Below are 17,983 nucleotides of genomic sequence, written 5' to 3'. Positions count from 1 at the left end.
CTCCGCCTCGACGCCGGAGGGGACCCGATCGAGTTCGCCGGATGGATCAACGAGACGAAGAACGAACGCGCCCGTCTTGAGGGAGAGCTCAAGGCGGCACCGCGCAGCGCAGCAGCGTCGCCGAGATCAGGTCGATGATCGAAGAGGTCGGGGACGTGGTACGGCTGGTAGGTGAGGCGGACCCGGACGACAAGGCCGACCTCTACACCCAGCTCGGCCTGAAGCTCACCTACTACCCGGAAAAGCAATATGTGGAGGCCCGAATCGAACCGGAGCCCCCACATGTGCGTGCGGTGTGTGTCCGAGGGGGGACTTGAACCCCCATGCCCCGCAAAGGGCACTAGCACCTCAAGCTAGCGCGTCTGCCTATTCCGCCACCCGGACTTGGTGCCTGCACGTAAGACCGTCATCTCGCGTCGGCTCCGTAAGGTTAGCAAACCTTTCGGGGTGCGTCATACCAGGTATCCGGAGAGACGCCCGGCGTGGCGGACAGGTCGCCGTAAGCAGACCATGTCATGAGGTGCGAGGGCAGTTCGGGGTGGTTTAGGCGGGCGGACTTGACCAGTTGCTGGATCTCCGGTGAAAACCGCTTGCGACAACCTTGAGTACTGCTATGGTTACGCAGCGTTGAGGGGTTGTCATGCGACCGGCCTTACGCCGGTCGTCTTTCGGGAGGTCACATGGCACGCAGGTCCGCGCAGCGGCAGAGGGAGCGATCCCTCGCTGTGCGGAGCGTGCCCACCGGTGCCCGCCGGGCTGACCGGATGGCGCGGTTCGCGGCCGTCGCCCGTCGGGTCCTGGTGCGTGCGGCGACAGTCGGCGGTCTCGTGGCCGCCGGCTGGCTGCTCGCCGTGGTCTTCCAGATGCTCACCGCCGCTCCGGCGGCTGCGGATCCCATCGCGGCGACAGGAGCCGGCGCGCCCTTGGCGGCCGTGGCGTCCAGCGACGCCGAGGCCATGGCGGGGCTGACGGTGGACGGGCTCACGAGCGAGCCGGATCACGGGCTGCCGTCACCGTCTCCCGCCGGTCAGATTCTCGACACCGACGGTCTGGTGCCCACCGGCGGTGGCAACGGCCCCTTCGGGCCGAACACGGGGGACATCGCGCGGTACGGGTTCGATCCGCGGCTCGATGTGAGGCGCGTCGCTCCCGCGTACGTGCAGTCCCCTGTCGTCCGCGCAGCGGCGGACGACCCTTCTTTCTCACCTGACTAATCCCCGCCATGAGACCGGCCCTTCCCGGCCGGCGGCGGAGCGTGGCTGAGTCCCCCTCCGTCAGCGGGTGACACGTCGATCACTCCAGCACATTGATCGCTTCAGCACGTCGATCACTTGAGCGCGCGACCAACGACGCGTCGATCAACGGCGAGTCGGTCAACGGTACGTCGATCAGTGCTGGACGTCGATCACTTCCGCAACAGGTTCGCGCTCCCCGGGGTCTCCGCTGTGCTCTCGCATGGCTCCGGCCGGCCGCGGGCTGTCAGGTAATTCCCCCGAAGTAATCAGTAGGAGCATTCTCATGCGTACGTGGGCGAAGGTTTCCACTCCCGCGGCTCTCCTCGCCGTGGCGGTCATGTCGTTCGGCGGCGGCGCGGCTTCGGCCGACACCGACGGCGACAACTCCATCGGCGGCGGCAACCAGGTCAACCTGCCGATCTCGCTGCCGATCGACATCAGCGGCAACGCCGTGGGCGTGGTCGGCGACTCCACCGCCTCCTCGGCGGGCGGCGCGTCCGTCGTCAACAATGGGCGGAGCGGCGGCTCGAACCGGACCTCCGGCGAGTCGAGCATCCTCGGCGGCAACCAGGTCGTCGCGCCGATCAACGCCCCGGTCAACGCCTGCGGCAACGCGGTCTCGCTGTTCGGCAACTCCGACGCCGGGTGCAAGGGCGGCGCCAGCGTCCAGAACAGGGGCGGCGGCCCCGGCGCGGGCGGCAACCGCACCTCCGGTGACCGCAGCATCCTCGGCGGCAACCAGGTGGTCGCCCCGATCAACGCCCCGATCAACGCCTGCGGCAACGCTGTGGCGATCTTCGGGGAGGCGGCCGCGGGCTGCCAGGGCGGCGCGTCGGTGCGCAACTCCGGCTCCGGCTCCGGTGCTGGCGGCAACCGCACGTCGGGCCGCAACTCGGTGCTGGGCGGCAACCAGGTGGTGGCGCCGATCAACGCTCCGGTCAACATCTGCGGCAACGCGGTGGCCGCGCTCGGCGAGGCGTTCGCCGGGTGCAAGGGCGGCGCGTCCGTCACCAACGAAGGCGGCCGCCAGCGTCGCGGCTACCACCGCGGCTCCACCGGCAACGACACCGACGGCCGGTTCGGGGCCGGCAGCGGCAACCAGGTGGTCGCCCCGATCAACCTGCCGATCACGGCCTGCGGCAACTCGGTCGGCAACGCCACCTCCGGGTGCAAGGGCGGCGCGAGCGTCCACACCAAGGGCGGCGGCTCCGGCGCGGGTGGCAACCGTACCTCGGGCCGCAATTCGGTGCTGGGCGGCAACCAGGTGGTGGCGCCGATCACCGCTCCGGTGAACGTCTGCGGCAACGCGGTGGCCGTTCTGGGTGACGCGTTCGCCGGGTGCACCGGCGGCGCCTCGGTCAAGAACGGCGGCAAAGGTGCGGGTGGCAACCGTACGTCGGGCCGCAATTCGGTGCTGGGCGGCAACCAGGTGGTGGCGCCGATCACCGCTCCGGTGAACGTCTGCGGCAACGCGGTGGCCGTTCTCGGCGACGCCGCCGCAGGGTGCCTCGGTGGCGCCCACGTGGGCAGGTCGAAGCCGGGTTACCGTCACGGCAAGCACCTGTCCGGCAAGGCCGTGGGCGCCTCGGGCGCCGTCCCCGGCCTGCCCGGGATGAGCGGGGTGCAGGGTCTCGGCAGCTCGGCGCGGCAGATGAGCGGTGGCGGGCTCCCGATCGTCGGCGACGTCGCCGGCGTCACCGGACTGCTCGGCCTGCCGCAGGTTCCGGGGCTGCCCGGCCTGCCGTCGGCCCCGGCCGAGCCCGTCAAGCCCGTCAAGCCCGTCAAGAAGACCACCGCGGGCGTCTCGAACCCGGCCACGGACCTGGTCGCCGCCACTCCGGTCGGCGGCGCGGTCAAGTCGGTCGCCAGTGGCCTGCCCGTCGGCGGCCTGGGGCTGATGAGCGCCGCCCAGCCCGCGGGCGTCGCCGGGATGTCCACGGCCTCGCTGCTGGCGCTGGCCCTGGGCGGGCTGTTCGCGGTGACGGCGACGGTGTTCGCGGCCATCCGCCGGTTCCGTCCAGCCGCCAAGTAGCCCGCGGTCATCCGCCGGTTCCGCCCGACCGTCACGTAGCCCGCCGCCATCCGCTGGTTCCGTCCGACCGTCAAGTAGCCAGCGGACAACGAGGCGGCCCGCCTGCCGGACGGGTGGGCGGACCGCAGCGTGGGCGAACGCGGAGGAGCCGCATACGGCCGCTGCCCCCGGATTGCCTCCGGGGAGACAGCGTGCGATGAACGCTTTGCCCGTTCCGGGGGCGCGGCCCGGAGCGGGCAAAGCCTTGTCCGTTCTTCAACCAGGGCGCGCCAGCGTGCTGCGCACCCGTACGATCTTGCGTCGGAGGCGTACGTGCCTGCTGCCGTCCGCGTGCTTGCGCACCCTGGCGAGCTCCCACTGGCCGTACTCCGCGTGCTCGGTCAGCAGCTGACGTGCGGCTTCTCGGGAGAGGTCGCGTGGGATGAAGATATCCATGTAGGAGTAGTCGAGCACAACGATTAGTCTCCAGGATGAGTCAGGGCGCCATGCCGCTCGATGGGCCCTATTCTGCGTGCTCGTGGATGGACCCGGAAGCCAGTGGGTAGCCCGGGGGAAGGAAATTTCCGAGCGAGGGGTTACCTTTCAGATCTATGCCGGACGTCCGGCAGGGGGAAAGCAAGCTAACAGCGAGGTAGGAAGCAGCGTGCCAGCCAACAACGGCAGCGCCGGCGGAAGACGCCTGGTGATCGTCGAGTCGCCCGCCAAGGCGAAGACGATCAAGGAGTACCTCGGCGCCGGCTACATCGTCGAGTCGAGCATCGGCCATATCCGCGATCTGCCGGAGAAGGCCGACGACATCCCCGAGAAGTACAAGGGGAAGCCGTGGGCGCGCCTCGGCGTGGACGTCGAGCACGACTTCGAGCCGCTGTACGTCGTCAACCCTGACAAGAAGTCGCAGGTCAGTAAGTTGAAGCAGCTGCTGAAGGACGCCGACGAGCTCTTCCTGGCCACTGACGAGGACCGTGAGGGCGAGGCGATCGCCTGGCATCTGCGCGAGGTGCTCAAGCCGAAGGTGCCGGTGCACCGGATGGTGTTCCACGAGATCACCAAGCAGGCCATCCGCGACGCTGTCGCCAACCCCCGTTCGCTCAACCTGCGCCTGGTCGACGCCCAGGAGACCCGCCGCATCCTCGACCGTCTCTACGGCTACGAGGTCAGCCCGGTCCTGTGGAAGAAGGTCAAGCCGCGGTTGTCCGCCGGCCGCGTCCAGTCGGTGGCGACCAGGCTGGTGGTGGAGCGCGAGCGGGAGCGCCTGGCGTTCACCGCCGCCCACTACTGGGACCTGCAGGCGCTGTTCGACAGCGGCAAGCCGGAGGAGCGGCCGCGCGACTTCAACGCGACGCTGACCGGCGTCGACGGCAGGCGGGTGGCCCAGGGGCGCGACTTCGCCAGCACCGGGCAGTTGAAGAACGCCGACGTGCTCCACCTGTCGGAGCAGGCCGCCGGCGAGCTGGCCGGGCGGCTGTCCGGCGCGTCGTTCGCCGTCAAGTCCGTCGAGCGCAAGCCGTACACCCGCAAGCCGTACGCGCCGTTCCGGACGACCACGCTGCAGCAGGAGGCCAGCCGCAAGCTGGGCTTCTCCGCCAAGTACACGATGCAGGTGGCGCAGCACCTCTACGAGAACGGCTACATCACTTATATGCGGACCGACAGCATCACGCTGTCGGAGACCGCGGTGCAGGCCGCGCGCTCGCAGGCGATCAAGCTGTACGGGGCCTCGTACGTCCCCGACAAGCCCCGCGTCTACAGCAGCAAGGTCAAGAACGCGCAGGAGGCGCACGAGGCGATCAGGCCGTCCGGCGAGGAGTTCCGCACGCCGGGCGAGACCGGGCTGAGCGGCGACAGGTTCCGGCTGTACGAGCTGATCTGGCAGCGGACCGTGTCGTCCCAGATGAAGGACGCGGTCGGCGAGTCGATCCAGGTCAAGGTGGGCGGCCGGTCGTCGGCGGGTGAGGACGTCGAGTTCAGCGCCTCGGGCCGGACGATCACGTTCCACGGGTTCCTGAAGGCGTACGTGGAGGGTCATGACGACCCGGCCACCGACCGCGACGACTCGGAGAAGCGGCTGCCCAACCTGGCCGAGGGCGACGCGCTCACCGTCTCGCGGCTGGACGTGGCCGCCCACTCGACCAAGGCGCCGGCCCGCTACACCGAGGCGTCGCTGGTCAAGGAGCTGGAGGATCGCGAGATCGGTCGGCCGTCGACGTACGCCTCGATCATCGGCACGATCCTCGACCGGGGCTACGTGTTCAAGAAGGGCACGGCGCTGGTGCCGTCGTTCCTCGCCTTCGCCGTGGTCAACCTGCTGGAGCAGCATTTCGGCAACCTGGTCGACTACGACTTCACGGCCGAGATGGAGAAGGTGCTCGACGACATCGCCAACGACCGGGCCGAGCGGGTGCCGGAGCTGCAGCGCTTCTACTACGGCGCCGACGGCGATGAGGGTCTCAAGGAGATGGTCACCGACCTGGGCGACATCGACGCCAAGGAGATCAGCTCCTTCCCGATCAAGGGTACGGACATCGTCATCCGGGTCGGCCGCTACGGCCCGTACCTCGACCGCGACGGCACCCGCGTGAACGTCCCCGAGGACATGACCCCCGACGAGCTGACGGCGGAGAAGGCCGAGGAGCTGATCGCGCGCCCGACCGGCGACCGTGAGCTGGGGCGTGATCCGGTGAGCGGTCACCTGATCGTGGCCAAGGACGGGCGGTACGGGCCGTACGTGACGGAGGTGCTGCCGGAGGAGGCGCCGCCCGCCGAGGGCGAGAAGAAGCGGCGCACGAAGAAGGCCGACGCCCCCAAGCCGCGCACGAGTTCGCTGTTCAAGTCGATGTCGCTCGACACGGTCACGCTGGAGGACGCGCTCAGGCTGCTGTCGATCCCGCGGGTGGTGGGTGAGCTCGACGGTGAGCAGGTGGTGGCGCACAACGGCAAGTTCGGCCCGTACCTGAAGAAGGGGTCCGACTCGCGGTCGCTCGGGTCCGAGGACGACCTGCTGACGGTCACGATCGAGCAGGCCAAGGAGCTGTTCGCGCAGCCGAAGCAGCGGGGCAGGGGCCGGGCGGCGGCCGCGCCGCCGCTGCGCGAGCTGGGCGAGGACCCGAACTCGAAGAAGCCGGTGGTGGTCAAGGAGGGCCGGTTCGGGCCGTACGTCACCGATGGCGAGACCAACGCCTCGCTCCGCAAGGGCGACACGGTGGAGGAGATCACCATCGAGCGGGCGGCGGAGCTGCTGGCCGAGCGGCGCGGGCGCGCGCCCGCGCCGAAGAAGGCGTCCACGAGGAAGGCCCCGGCGAAGAAGGCGCCCGCGAAGGCGAAGAAGCCCGCCGCCAAGTCCTGAGAGGGCTCTCAGGACGCCGCGCGCGGCGGGCTCCTGGCGCTCATAGCATGACGGGGTGGTTTTCCTCGTCGTGGTCCTGAGTGTGCTGGCCGGGGTCCATTACTACCTGTGGCATCGGCTGGCGCGCGCGACGACGCGGCCAGGTCCGGTGCGCGGACGGCTCGGCCTGGTGGCGGTCGGGCTGTTCGCGCTGGTGGTGGTCACCTTCGTGGGGCAGCGGGTGCCGTGGCTGTCGTGGCTGGCCTGGCCGGGGTTCCTGTGGGTCGCGATCATGTTCTACCTGTTCTGGATCCTGCTGGCGCTGGAGGTGCCGCGGGCGGTGGCGGGGGTCGTGCTGCGCGCGCGGAAACCGGCCGGGGCGCCGATGATGGAGCCGGCGAAGGTGCCCGCCGGCGGGCCGCGCGAGCCGGTCGTCCCGGGCGACGCGCCCGCCGACCCGGGCCGGCGGCTGTTCCTGGGCCGGGCCACGGCGCTGGTCGCGGGGGTGGGCGCGCTCGGCACGGTCGGGTACGGGGTGACGCGGGCGCTGGGCGACCCGGTGATCGAACGCGCCGCGGTCACCCTGCCGGGGCTCGACTCCCGGCTGAGCGGGCTGCGGTTCGCCGTGGTGAGCGACATCCATCTGGGCCCGCTGACCGGCAGGGCGCACGCCGAGCGGATCGTCCGGATGATCAACGGTCTCGAGGCCGACGTGGTGGCGATCGTCGGCGACATGGTCGACGGCACGGTCGAGGCCCTCGGGCCGCTGGCCAGGCCGCTGCGCGACCTGGAGTCCCGGTACGGGTCGTACTTCGTGACGGGCAACCACGAGTACTACACGGCCAACGGGCCGGGCGAGTGGGTCGAGGAGCTGAGCGACCTGGGGGTGCGCTCGCTGCGCAACGAGCGGGTGGAGATCCGCCACCAGGGGGCGGTGCTGGATCTGGCCGGGGTGAACGACGTCACGGGCGCGACCGCGGGCGACGCTCCCGATTTCGGCAAGGCGCTCGGCGGCCGTGACGAGAGCCGGTCGGTCGTGCTGCTGGCGCACCAGCCCGTCCATGTGGCGGAGGCCGCCCGGTACGGGGTCGACCTGCAGTTGTCCGGTCACACGCACGGCGGGCAGATGGTGCCGTTCAACCTGATCGTGCCGCTGCAGCAGCCGGTGGTGTCGGGGCTGGCGACCGTCGACGGGGTGCAGGTGTACGTGACGCGCGGGGCCGGGTTCTGGGGGCCGCCGGTGCGGGTGGGGGCGCCGCCCGAGATCACGTTGCTGGAGATTCGCTAACTGGCTGCGACGGAGTGGCTACGTGGTGTAGTATCCCGGCGGATACTTCGGAGGTGGTCACTCATGTCTTCCCCCGGTGGAGGGCTGCCCGACGTCAATTTCTGGGCCGCGCGCGGCGCGATGCTGCTGAAGCAGGCGCGTCACGAGGCCAGCATGCGCCAGCAGCAGCTGGCGGGGATGTGCGGCACGTCACGCACCACGCTGTCGGCCTACGAGCACGCCCGCAAGTCGCCCACGCTGGAGACCGCGGGGCGCATCCTGGACGCCGCCGGGTTCCGGCTGGCGCTGGAGCCGAAGGTGGAGTTCACCGGCGGCGTCCCCAACCGGCTGCCGCGGCTGCCGGTCGGCCAGGCGCTCGGCCGGGTGCGGGTCCGCGAGCGGGTCTACGACCTGGCGGTGCGTGAGCAGCGCCGCCAGGCCTACGCGGTGCTGCTGCGCGACGGCGACTCCCAGCAGCTGCTGGCGCACGTCGACGAGCTGTTGCTGACCGACCTGTGGGAGGAGCTCGACCTGCCCGCGGGGGTGCGGTCACGCTGGGCCCCGGTCATCGAGCGGGCCAGAGCGCGGATGTGAAACGGCGGCGGGTCTCCGGCGATGTTGTAGGGGGGCCCATTCGCCCGGTGCGTCATGCGCGCCAGGCCATGGACGTACTACCCTCAGCGACGACTGGTCCGATATATCCGGACCCGTCGCTGTCATCCCACTCTCAGAGAACTCCTGGATACGCTGACATCATGACCGCCCTTGGCCGAAGCCGACAGGCTCACGTGCTGGCTAACGCCCCCTTCCGCAGGCTGTGGGCGGCCATGTCGGTGTGCAGTCTGGGCGACTGGCTCAACCTCCTCGCGCTCACCGCGCTGGCGGGAAACCTCACCCAGGGCGACTTCCGCGCCCAGTCGCTCGCCATCGGCGGCGTGTTCGTCGCCAAGATGCTGCCCGCCGTGCTGCTCGGGCCGCTGGCCGGGGTGTTCGCCGACCGGTTCGACCGCCGGCTGACCATGGTGTTCTCCGACGTGGCCCGCTTCGCCGTGGTGCTGTCGATCCCGATCGTCAACAGCTACCAGTGGGTGATCATCGCCACTGTCCTGGTGGAGTGCGTCAACCTGTTCTGGGTTCCGGCCAAGGACGCGACCGTCCCCAACCTGGTGCCCAAGCAGCAGCTCGAAGCGGCCAACCGGCTCAACCTGCTGGTCACGTACGGGAGCGCGCCGGTCGCCGCGGCCGTGTTCGCGATGCTGTCGGTGGTGGCCGACGTCGGCCGCGACGTGTCGCCGCTGCTGTCCGGCCTCGACCCCACCACCCTGCCGCTGATCGTGAACGCGGGCGCCTACCTCGTCTCAGCCGCCCTGATCTTCACGCTGCGCGACATCCCCCGGCGCGACGGGGCGATCGCCACGCCGTCGGTGCTGCGGCAGATCGTCGACGGGTGGCGGTTCGTCGGCGGCAACCGGCTGGTCCGCGGGCTGATCATCGGCATGCTCGGCGCGTTCGCGGCGGGCGGCGCGGTCATCGGCCTCGCCAAGCTCTACGTGGAGGAGCTCGGCGGCGGCGACGCCGCCTACGGCGTGGTGTTCGGCGCGGTCTTCGTCGGCATGGCCCTGGGCATGTTCTTCGGGCTGCGGCTGCTCAGCGGTCTGTCGCGGCGGCGGCTGTTCGGGCTGTCGCTGGTCGTGGCCGGGTTCGTGCTGGCCGCCATCGCGCTGGTCCACAACCTGGTGCTGGTGGTCATCCTGACCGTGATGCTCGGGGCGTGCGCCGGCATCGCCTGGATCATCGGCTACACGCTCATCGGGCTGGAGGTCGAGGACGGCCTGCGCGGGCGCACGTTCTCCTTCCTGCAGTCCACGGCGCGGGTGACGCTGCTGCTGGTGGTCGCGGTGGCCAACCCGCTGGCGGCGCTGTTCGGCCGGCGCGGCGTCGAGCTGGGCGCGCTGAGCTACCAGTTCAACGGCACCAACCTGGTGCTGCTGCTCGGCGGCGTGCTGGCGGTCGTCGTCGGGCTGCTCGGCCTGCGCCACATGGACGACAGGAAGGGCGTGCCCATCCTGGCCGACCTCATCGCGGCCGTGCGCGGCCAGAACTACCGCGGCGAGCCCGCCGAGCGGGTGCCGGGGCTGTTCGTGGCGTTCGAGGGCGGCGAGGGGTCGGGCAAGACGACCCAGGCCAGGATGCTCGCCATCTGGCTGCGCGACCAGGGCTACGACGTGGTGCAGACCCGCGAGCCGGGCGCGACCAAGGTCGGCATGCGGCTGCGCGCCATCCTGCTCGACGCGGCCGAGCGCGGCCTGTCGGGACGGGCCGAGGCCCTGCTGTACGCCGCCGACCGGGCCGAGCACGTCGAGAAGGTCATCCGGCCGGCGCTCCACCGGGGTGCCATCGTGGTGTGCGACCGCTACGTCGACTCCTCGCTCGCCTACCAGGGGGCCGGCCGCTCGCTCGACCCCGAGGACGTCTCCAAGGTCAACGCCTGGGCGACCGGCGGGCTCGTACCCCACCTGACCGTGCTCATCGACACCCCGCCCGAGGTCGGGCTGACCAGGCTCGGCGGGGCGGCCGACCGGATCGAGGCGGAGCCGCTGGAGTTCCACGAACGGGTGCGCAAGGAGTTCCGCGCGCTGGCCGCCGCCGCGCCTGACCGCTACCTGGTCGCCGACGGCACCCTCCCCGTCGAGCAGATCACCCGGACGGTCCAGGACCGGGTACGCGAGATCCTGCCCGACCCGGTGCCGGGCGAGACCGAAGACATCACGGGCACGATGCCCGCCATCCGCGACTAGCCTTGTCGCGTGGGCGTCTTCGATGACCTGGTGGGGCAGGACCAGTCCGTCTCCGTGCTGACGCGTGCCGCGGTGGCCGCGGCCGAGGTCGTCGCGGGCGGGCGCGGCGCGGGCATGACCCACGCCTGGCTGTTCACCGGCCCGCCGGGCGCGGGGCGCGAGGACGCGGCGCGGGCGTTCGCGGCGGCGCTGCTCTGCCCCGACGCGGGCTGCGGCCACTGCGACCAGTGCCACCAGGTGCTGATCGGCTCCCATCCCGACCTGGAGCGGGTGCGGCCGGCCGGGCTGTCCTACGGCGTCAAGCAGACCCGCGAGCTGATCCTGCGGGCGGCGGGCGCGCCGACGCAGGGCCGCTGGCGGGTGATCTTGTTCGAGGGCGCCGACCGGGCCACGGAGTCCGCGGCCAACGCCCTGCTCAAGGCCATTGAGGAGCCGCCGCCGCGCACTGTGTGGCTGCTCTGCGCGCCGGCCGCCGACGACCTGATGATCACCATCAGGTCCCGCTGCCGGCTCGTCACCCTGACCACCCCGTCGACCGCGGAGGTGGCCCGCGTGCTGACGACGCGCGACGGCGTCCCGCCCGAGACGGCCCGCTTCGCCGCCCGCGCCGCCCAGGGTCACCTCGCCCGCGCCCGCGCGCTGGCGCTCGACGAGGCCGCCCGCGCCCGGCGCGAGTCCGTCCTGGCCATCCCGCGTTCGCTGACCGGCGTCGGCGAGTGTGTGACCGCCGCCGAACGCCTGGTCAAGACCGCCGAGGAGGAGGCCGCCGCGGCCACCGCCGCGCTCAACGAGACCGAGACCGCCGAGCTGCGCAAGATCTACGGCGAGGGCTCCACGGGCAAGGGCCTCAACCGCGGCCTCGTACGCGGGGGAGCCGGGGCGCTGAAGGAGCTGGAGGACCGGCAGAAGTCACGGGCCACCCGCCTCAAGCGCGACTCGCTCGACGCGGCGCTGCTGGAGCTGGTGTGGTTCTACCGCGACGTGCTGGCCATGCAGCTGGGGGCGTCGGTGGAGCTGGCCAACGACGACCTCCGCTTCGACCTCGACCAGCTCGCCAAGACCACGACGCCGGAGGAGACGCTGCGCCGCGTCGACGCCGTCATGCGCTGCCGCGAACGCCTCGACCTCAACGTCAACCCGCAGATCGCCGTCGAGTCCATGATGCTGGCGCTGCGCATGTAGCGCGCCCGAGGCGGCAGGCCCGCACAGAGCACCCCGGCCCTCTCACGTTCGCGCGGCCGCACACGTAATGTGTCAACGGACGCCGCAAGAACCCCCGAGGCCGTCAGGAGGCGAGCACGAGCCCATGGGAATGATCATGGCCGTGAGCTTCACCCGCTACGGAAGGCTCTACTACCTCGACCCCGGCGCCCACACCCCCAAGGTGGGCGACAAGGTGCTGGTCCCGACCGACGCCGGCCCCGAGGTGGCTGAGTGCGTGTGGGCGCCGCAGTGGACCAGCGAGGACATCGACGGGCTGCCGGTGTGTGAGGGCCTGGCGGGCGAGGAGCACCTGACCCGCGACGAGACGAACAAGCGCCGCCGGGCCGAGGCCCGCAGCGTCTCCAAACGACTGATCAAACGGCACAGCCTGCCGATGAAGGTGGTCGGCGTCGACTACCTGGACAAGGAGAACGTCTACACGGTCTACTTCTCCGCCCCGCACCGGGTCGACTTCCGCGCGCTCGTACGAGACCTGGCCCGCAACCTGCGAGCCAGGGTGGAGCTCCGCCAGATCGGCCCCCGCGACGAGGCCCGCCTCCAGGGCGGGATCGGGCCGTGCGGGCGCGACCTGTGCTGCGCCACCTTCCTGAAGGACTTCGAGCCGGTGTCGGTCCGCATGGCCAAGGACCAGGACCTCCCGGTCAACCCGCTGCGGATCGCCGGGGCCTGCGGGCGGCTGATGTGCTGCCTGAAGTACGAGCATCCGCTGTACGTCGAGACCCGCTACCGGATGCCCCGCTCGGGCAGCCGCGTCACCACCCCAGAGGGCGACGGAACCGTGATCGGCCACAACGTGCCCGCCGACACGGTCACCGTCCGTCTCGACGACGGAGGGCGGCGCTGCGCCTGCCCGTCAGCGTCCGTCTGCTCGCCGCGGCAGCAGCACGACAAGATGTACGGCGGAGGGGAGGATCTCCCGGAGTGAGAATGGCGTCACCGTTCGATTACTGATTGTCACCATCGGGTAGGCATGGCCTATCGGGGGTGAACGGTGAATTTCACAATGAGCGTGATCTTCCGCGCCATACCACTGGTCATGGGCGTCATCTGTGCCGCGTACGGGCTGTACGTCTACGCGGGAGGCCCGGACGCCAACCATTTCATGGCAGGTCACGTCGTCGTGGCCCTGGCCGCCATCTGCTACGCGCTCTTCACCACCGCGTCCACGATCATCCGCCAGCTGATCGACCGCTACAACAAGGTCTGGCGCGTCGTCCTGCCCGCCAGCGGCTACGCGGTCGCCCTGTTCACGATCATCTACGGCATCGTCCTCATCACCCGAAGCGGCGAAGCCCAGAACCTGGTGGCCGGCCACGTGGTCGCCGGCGTCGGCCTGATCAGCGTCTGCGTCAGCACCGTGGCCACCGCCTCCACCAGCTTCTCCCTCATCTCGGTCAACGCCGCCCGCTCGTGGGAGGACGAGCCGCCCATGGGGGTCTACTCGGCGACCACCGGGAAGATCCTCATCGCGATCCCCCTCGTCTGCGCCCTCATCGGATTCGTCTGGGCCTTCGTCCTCATGGCCCAGGCCGGCAGCGCCTACTACACCGCGGGCCGCGTCGTCTTCGGCCTCGCCGCCATCTGCGCCAGCCTCATCGCCCTCGTCGCCACCATCGTCCGCCAGGCGCGCAACGCCTTCCGCAACCCCGAACGCTTCCGCTGGAGCTGGCTCGTCATCGTCATGGGCACCATCAACATCCTCTTCGGCGTCTACGTCCTCGCCGCCTCCGACGAGCCCTACCGCATCGCCCCCGGCTGCATCCTCATCGGGCTGGGCCTCATCTGCTACAGCATCCTGTCCAAGGCCCTGCTCCTGGCCCTGGTCTGGCGCCGCACCTTCCCGCTGGCCAACCGCATCCCCATGATGCCGGTGACCACGGCGCTGGCCTGCCTGTTCTTCGCGGCGTTCCTCTTCGAGGCGGAGGTCACGAACCCGGCCTTCTTCGTGCCGGCCCGCGTGCTGGTGGGGCTCGGGGCCGTGTGCTTCACGCTCTTCTCCATCGTCTCGATCCTGGAGGCTGGTACGTCGGGGTAGCGGTGGGATTCTCGGGGGCGAAGTACCCCGGGGCTCCTGTAGACTCTTGGCAGCCGTTCGCGGCACGCCGCCTTAGCTCAGTCGGCCAGAGCACTTCACTCGTAATGAAGGGGTCTCGGGTTCGAATCCCGAAGGCGGCTCCAGGTAAAAGGCCCTCCCGGGTGATCCGGGAGGGCCTTTTTGATCTCCATACAGCAACCCCTGCAGCCGATGCCCATCGATGGGCTACGGATTAGGCTCATCCGGTGGATGTGACTGCCCTGGAGAATCTGCGCTTGGCGAGCGTGCTAGCAAGTCAGTTCACACATCGATCTGAAGCCCCGGTCACAGGCGAGGTCTGGCTCAGATTCGAGACGTTGACTGTCAACCTAGGTGTTGCCGCTGATTGGGAACTCAGGATCGACCCCGAGGAGCCGGGGGAGGGCTACGTGATGGAGGAGCTGGGCAGTCGCGTGGATGTGATCACCGCTCCCGATGAAGTTCCCTTCGTGAGGTACATCGGTCAGCGGTTGCGGCGCTTGGTCGAGGAGTTCGATGACTTGTCCGGCCAATGCATGCGCATGGCCTTCGAGTTCGAGGATGGAGCTGTCATCGCCCGAAGTTGGGGAGGCGACTTGCAGATAACCCACGCCTGGAACCGCAGCGGAGACCATCCCTAGCCGTGGGAATGGCCTCCGCTGACGTGTTGCATGACTAGGGCTCTGTGGGGCTAGAAATCAAGGCTGGCGTTGAGCTGGTCGAGGGCCTTGCGGGTCTCCGGGCTGGCGATCTGGGTGTAGACGTTCATGGTCACGGAGATCGTCCCGTCTGTGGGATGGTTGCTCTCTTACTGAAACGTGTTGTTGATGGGAGATAGTGAGTGTCGGACGGTCTCGCGCAGTTCGTGTTGTCCTTCGCGGACGAGGAACTGGTCCTCGACCGAAGGGACGTGGACGTCGAGGCCCGGGGCAATCTGATGGCGTTCGGCTTCGCCCCTGAGAGTTTCGACGTGCGGCCCGTTGGGCGGGCTCTTGTCGCGGTGGGTGAGCGGCTCCGCGCGCGGTTCGGGGATGCTGCCGGGCCGGTGACGTTTTATGCCTGGTATGACGAGCAGGCCGGTCAGTTGCGGTGTTCAGTGGCTTCGGTTGAGCCGGATGATCTGCCGTTCGGGAGCTGTTTCCGCGCTGTGGACGATCCCGCACCTGTGCTTGCCCTGATGGCTGCTGATGTGCAGCCGGGTCTGGTGCCGTGGGGTGATCTGCGGGAGGTCTCCGCTGAGGAGGCGGCCGGTCCGGATGAGCAGGTCGAGTACTCGTTCCCTGTGTTCGCCGTGAAGCTCACCCGGTAAGCGGATCACCGCCGCCCTGCGGTGGCTCGTTGTCCCTGGCCATGGAGTGGACGGGCGCTGGTGGTGGCGCGTCAGGGGAGAGCCGGCACGGTGGGGTGGGTGTTGGTCCAGCCGACCTCGATCAGTGTCGTGTCGTAGGACGTGTCCGCGGATGCCTTGCCGTCGACCGTGTCCTGAATGAGCCGTGACAGCAGCACCATCCTGCCGGTGTCGACGATCAGCCGGGTCCTGGTCGAGTACGCGTGCTTGCCCGTCCCTGCCGAGTGGTCGAGCACGATGGCGGCGCCGGGTCTGCCCAGGTTGTCCTTCGGGTTGCCGCCGGGGCGGGCGCCCGGCAGCGTCAGCAGGGCCTGGTAGGCCGCCGCGCGGACCTCCTTCGGGGCGGGGATGTCGTGCAGGAGCTCCGTCAGGGTGTACTTGAGCCAGCCGGGCAGGTCGTCCTCTCGACCGACCCGTCCGGCGTTCGTGAGCCAGTCCTTCAGGCGGTTCGGGTCGGCGGGCAGGCGCTGTACCTCGTCGTACGTCAGCCACTGCCCCGCGAACTGGAACTGGTTCCGTGCCTTCGGCTCCGGACCCACGCGGCCTTTGCCGGGCTCGGCGGACAGCTTCGCCGTCTTGCCGTCGATCGACTCGCTCCCCTGGGAAGGGGAGCCGTCGCGCCGCCACGCCTTCTTGTCTGCCGTGGTTCTCGGCAGCGTGCCGAGCTCCCGGAATCCGGTCCAGCTTTTGCCGTCGGGGGCGTTCCACCGTTCGACGATCTCCCGCTGGACCAGCGCATAGGGGTCCGATTTGGAGCCGAACCGCCAGGGGTGGGGTGATGTCGTGATCGTCCTGGTGTGCCAGTAGGTCCCCTCGGGGGGAGCGGCCGCGACGGCCGCCGGTGCGCTCAGGACGGCGGCGCCCATCGCGAGGGTGACGCCGAGGGTGATCAGCCGCCGGGCCGGCGGGGTCGCGAACGCTATCAGGCTGCTCCATGGCTGCGAAGTCATGCCCCTTCATACGCCTGGGCCGCTCGAAGGGTTGCCCGCGAGATTTCCGGGCGGGCCGGGCAACGGCTGTGAAGGCCGAGGCGTATTAGGAGGTGTGAATTCGGACAGACAGCCGTGAGCGGCGGTGAACACGACTTCGGCGCCTTCGTGGCCACGCGTGCCACGAGCCTGCTGCGGGTCGCCTATCTTGCCTGCGGCGACAGGACGGAGGCCGAGGACCTGCTGCAGACGGCGCTCGAGCGTACCTATAGGAACTGGGACCGGGTGGTCCGCCACGACAACCCCGAGCCCTACGTGCGGCGCGTCATCATCAACGCCGCCATCAGCCGCGCCCGCCGCCGGGCGATCTTCAACATCATCCCCATGCACAGCCCGCCGGAGACACCGGCCCGCGCGGGCGATCCCGACCTGTTCCACGTGCTCATGGAGGCGCTGCGCGCGCTGCCGCCCCGGCAGCGGGCGGTGATCGTCCTGCGGTACTGGGAGGACCTCACCGAGACGCAGACCGCCGAGGTGCTCGGATGCGCGGTCGGCACGGTCAAGAGCCAGGCGTCGAAGGCGCTGGCCAAGCTCCGTTCGGCACTCGGCCGGGAAACACTGGAAGGAGTGATCAAGGATGCCCACGCTTGAGGAAGAGATCCGCCGGCTCATGGCGGGCGGGACGGCAAGGCTGCACGCCGCTCCTGACCTGGCGGAGCGGGTGATGCGCTCCCACCGGGACAGGAAGAGGAGGAGGGCCGGGGTCACCACGGCGCTGGTCGCGTCCGTGGCCGCGTCCGTCGCCTACCTGGCCGGCGGCTCGGTGTCCACGATCGGCGAGCGGACCACGTTCTCCGCCGTACCGGAACCGCCTGCCATCGACGACACCCCGCCCGCGCCGACCGAGCCGCCGAACCTGGGGGACTTGGGCGACGGGAGGGAGTTCGGGCGCGTCAGGGTGGGATACCTGCCCAAAGGGCTGAAGTGGTCCGGGTCGTCGGTGGATTGGGGCGACGGCTACGCGACCTCGTACAACTACGACGGCGACGAGATGGGCTCCTACCGGGTTCAGATCGTCATGTACGAGGAGAAGGCGGTCCAGGAGCTCGGTAACCGGATCGAGGCCTATCGCGACGAGAAGGACGGCGGGGAGGTGACCGTCGGGGGCCGGAGCGGCTACCTGGTCCTGCAGCACGTCGGCGAGGACGGGATGAAGGGCACCCCGACCCTCTTCCTCAGATTGGGCGACAGGCAGTGGGCCGAGATCATGTTCAGCCCTGTGTACGCGGAGGAGTACTCCGGGGCCGAGGCCGTCAACGCCGAGCTGAAGAGGATCGGTGAAGGGCTCGCCTCCACCCTGTGATGCCATGCTCGGTCCGTCAGGGCCGGGGTGGGGTGAGGGCGCGCAGGGCGATGTCGACGGAGGCCTGGAGGCCTTCACGGCCGGCGCCGGCCGCGGCGTGGACGGCGAATCCCTCGCTGAGCGCCATGACGAATCGTGCCAGTGCCCGGTGGTCCACGCCGGGCGGGAGGTCTCCTTCGCTCGCCGCGCGGGACAGCCGTTCTTCGACGGCGGCTTCGTTGGCGGCGCGGCCGGCGGCCAGGACCTCGGAGATGCGGGCGTTCTCGGGCGAGCAGGCCAGGCCTCCTTGGATGGAGAGGCAGCCCCGGGGGTGGTCGTGGGCGGTGAGGCCGTCGACGCTGGAGCGCAGGAACGCTTCGATGGCGGCGTAGGCGGTGGGTTGGTCGAGTGCGGCGCGGACGTTGGCCAGCTG

17 protein-coding genes and 2 tRNA genes are annotated in these 17,983 nt (G+C 70.0%); 15 read left to right on the top strand and 4 right to left on the bottom strand.

Annotated features, from left to right (window positions below; all coding sequences use genetic code 11):
- Positions 1-134 precede the first annotated feature (134 nt).
- A complete protein-coding gene (locus ACQEUU_RS02155) occupies positions 135-317 on the top strand; it encodes a hypothetical protein (RefSeq protein ID WP_433059506.1) in 183 nt (60 codons plus the stop codon).
- Here ACQEUU_RS02155 and ACQEUU_RS02150 read toward each other — a convergent pair.
- Positions 299-384: transfer RNA gene (locus ACQEUU_RS02150), tRNA-Leu, on the bottom strand. The two genes, ACQEUU_RS02155 and ACQEUU_RS02150, sit on opposite strands and share 19 nt — an antisense overlap.
- A gap of 380 nt (positions 385-764) precedes the next feature.
- On the opposite strand from ACQEUU_RS02150, the gene ACQEUU_RS02145 reads away from it, so the two are divergent.
- Positions 765-1,214, top strand: coding sequence for a hypothetical protein (locus ACQEUU_RS02145; RefSeq protein ID WP_433059504.1), 450 nt, complete (start codon positions 765-767; stop codon positions 1,212-1,214).
- A gap of 304 nt (positions 1,215-1,518) precedes the next feature.
- Positions 1,519-3,267, top strand: a complete 1,749-nt coding sequence (locus ACQEUU_RS02140) for a chaplin family protein (RefSeq protein WP_433059501.1) — start codon at positions 1,519-1,521, stop codon at positions 3,265-3,267.
- 255 nt (positions 3,268-3,522) lie between these two features.
- Here the strand turns inward: ACQEUU_RS02140 and ACQEUU_RS02135 are convergent, their stop codons facing one another.
- Complete coding sequence (locus ACQEUU_RS02135; RefSeq protein ID WP_408638206.1) at positions 3,523-3,702, bottom strand: DUF5703 family protein; 180 nt, start codon at positions 3,700-3,702, stop codon at positions 3,523-3,525.
- Between the two features lie 208 nt (positions 3,703-3,910).
- Here ACQEUU_RS02135 and topA point away from each other — a divergent pair, with 208 nt between their 5' ends.
- The 10 genes from topA (at position 3,911) to ACQEUU_RS02085 (ending at position 15,240) form a co-directional block, all read left to right on the top strand.
- Complete coding sequence (gene topA, locus ACQEUU_RS02130) at positions 3,911-6,610, top strand: type I DNA topoisomerase (RefSeq protein ID WP_433059498.1); 2,700 nt, start codon at positions 3,911-3,913, stop codon at positions 6,608-6,610.
- Positions 6,611-6,665: 55 nt separating this feature from the next.
- A complete protein-coding gene (locus ACQEUU_RS02125) occupies positions 6,666-7,877 on the top strand; it encodes a metallophosphoesterase (protein ID WP_433059496.1) in 1,212 nt (403 codons plus the stop codon).
- Between the two features lie 63 nt (positions 7,878-7,940).
- Complete coding sequence (locus ACQEUU_RS02120; RefSeq protein WP_433059494.1) at positions 7,941-8,450, top strand: helix-turn-helix transcriptional regulator; 510 nt, start codon at positions 7,941-7,943, stop codon at positions 8,448-8,450.
- Positions 8,451-8,611: 161 nt separating this feature from the next.
- Positions 8,612-10,654 carry a dTMP kinase gene (gene tmk / locus ACQEUU_RS02115; protein ID WP_433059491.1) on the top strand — a complete coding sequence of 681 codons (2,043 nt, stop codon included), beginning with the start codon at positions 8,612-8,614 and terminating at the stop codon, positions 10,652-10,654.
- A gap of 9 nt (positions 10,655-10,663) precedes the next feature.
- Complete coding sequence (locus tag ACQEUU_RS02110) at positions 10,664-11,836, top strand: DNA polymerase III subunit delta' (protein ID WP_433059489.1); 1,173 nt, start codon at positions 10,664-10,666, stop codon at positions 11,834-11,836.
- Between the two features lie 136 nt (positions 11,837-11,972).
- Positions 11,973-12,803: a PSP1 domain-containing protein gene (locus tag ACQEUU_RS02105; protein ID WP_433071706.1), complete on the top strand. Its 831-nt coding sequence runs from the start codon at positions 11,973-11,975 to the stop codon at positions 12,801-12,803.
- 78 nt (positions 12,804-12,881) lie between these two features.
- Complete coding sequence (locus ACQEUU_RS02100; protein WP_433059486.1) at positions 12,882-13,913, top strand: DUF2776 family protein; 1,032 nt, start codon at positions 12,882-12,884, stop codon at positions 13,911-13,913.
- Positions 13,914-13,979: 66 nt separating this feature from the next.
- A tRNA-Thr gene (locus ACQEUU_RS02095) sits at positions 13,980-14,056 on the top strand.
- Positions 14,057-14,158: 102 nt separating this feature from the next.
- The gene (locus ACQEUU_RS02090) at positions 14,159-14,572 is read left to right on the top strand and encodes a hypothetical protein (RefSeq protein WP_433059484.1); all 414 of its coding nucleotides are present in this window, start codon (positions 14,159-14,161) and stop codon (positions 14,570-14,572) included.
- 200 nt (positions 14,573-14,772) lie between these two features.
- On the top strand, positions 14,773-15,240 hold the full coding sequence (locus ACQEUU_RS02085) for a hypothetical protein (protein ID WP_433059482.1): 468 nt from the start codon (positions 14,773-14,775) through the stop codon (positions 15,238-15,240).
- Positions 15,241-15,311: 71 nt separating this feature from the next.
- On the opposite strand, the gene ACQEUU_RS02080 is transcribed toward ACQEUU_RS02085, so the two are convergent.
- Entirely contained in the window at positions 15,312-16,229 is a 918-nt protein-coding gene (locus tag ACQEUU_RS02080; RefSeq protein WP_433059480.1) for a hypothetical protein, read from the bottom strand.
- Between the two features lie 114 nt (positions 16,230-16,343).
- Between ACQEUU_RS02080 and ACQEUU_RS02075 the strand changes: the two genes are divergently transcribed.
- Together ACQEUU_RS02075 and ACQEUU_RS02070 are read left to right on the top strand one after the other, a co-directional pair.
- A complete protein-coding gene (locus ACQEUU_RS02075; RefSeq protein ID WP_433059477.1) occupies positions 16,344-16,859 on the top strand; it encodes a SigE family RNA polymerase sigma factor in 516 nt (171 codons plus the stop codon).
- Entirely contained in the window at positions 16,846-17,571 is a 726-nt protein-coding gene (locus ACQEUU_RS02070) for a hypothetical protein (protein ID WP_433059474.1), read from the top strand. The genes ACQEUU_RS02075 and ACQEUU_RS02070 overlap by 14 nt, the downstream gene beginning before the upstream one ends.
- A 16-nt stretch (positions 17,572-17,587) precedes the next feature.
- Here the strand turns inward: ACQEUU_RS02070 and ACQEUU_RS02065 are convergent, their stop codons facing one another.
- Positions 17,588-17,980: a TetR family transcriptional regulator C-terminal domain-containing protein gene (locus ACQEUU_RS02065; protein WP_433071705.1), complete on the bottom strand. Its 393-nt coding sequence runs from the start codon at positions 17,978-17,980 to the stop codon at positions 17,588-17,590.
- Positions 17,981-17,983: the final 3 nt, after the last annotated feature.

The organism is Nonomuraea sp. CA-218870 (assembly GCF_050936535.1).
Taxonomy (GTDB): Bacteria; Actinomycetota; Actinomycetes; order Streptosporangiales; family Streptosporangiaceae; genus Nonomuraea; species Nonomuraea corallina.
Note: the sequence above shows the minus strand (reverse complement) of the source record. Positions and strands in the feature narration are given on the sequence as shown.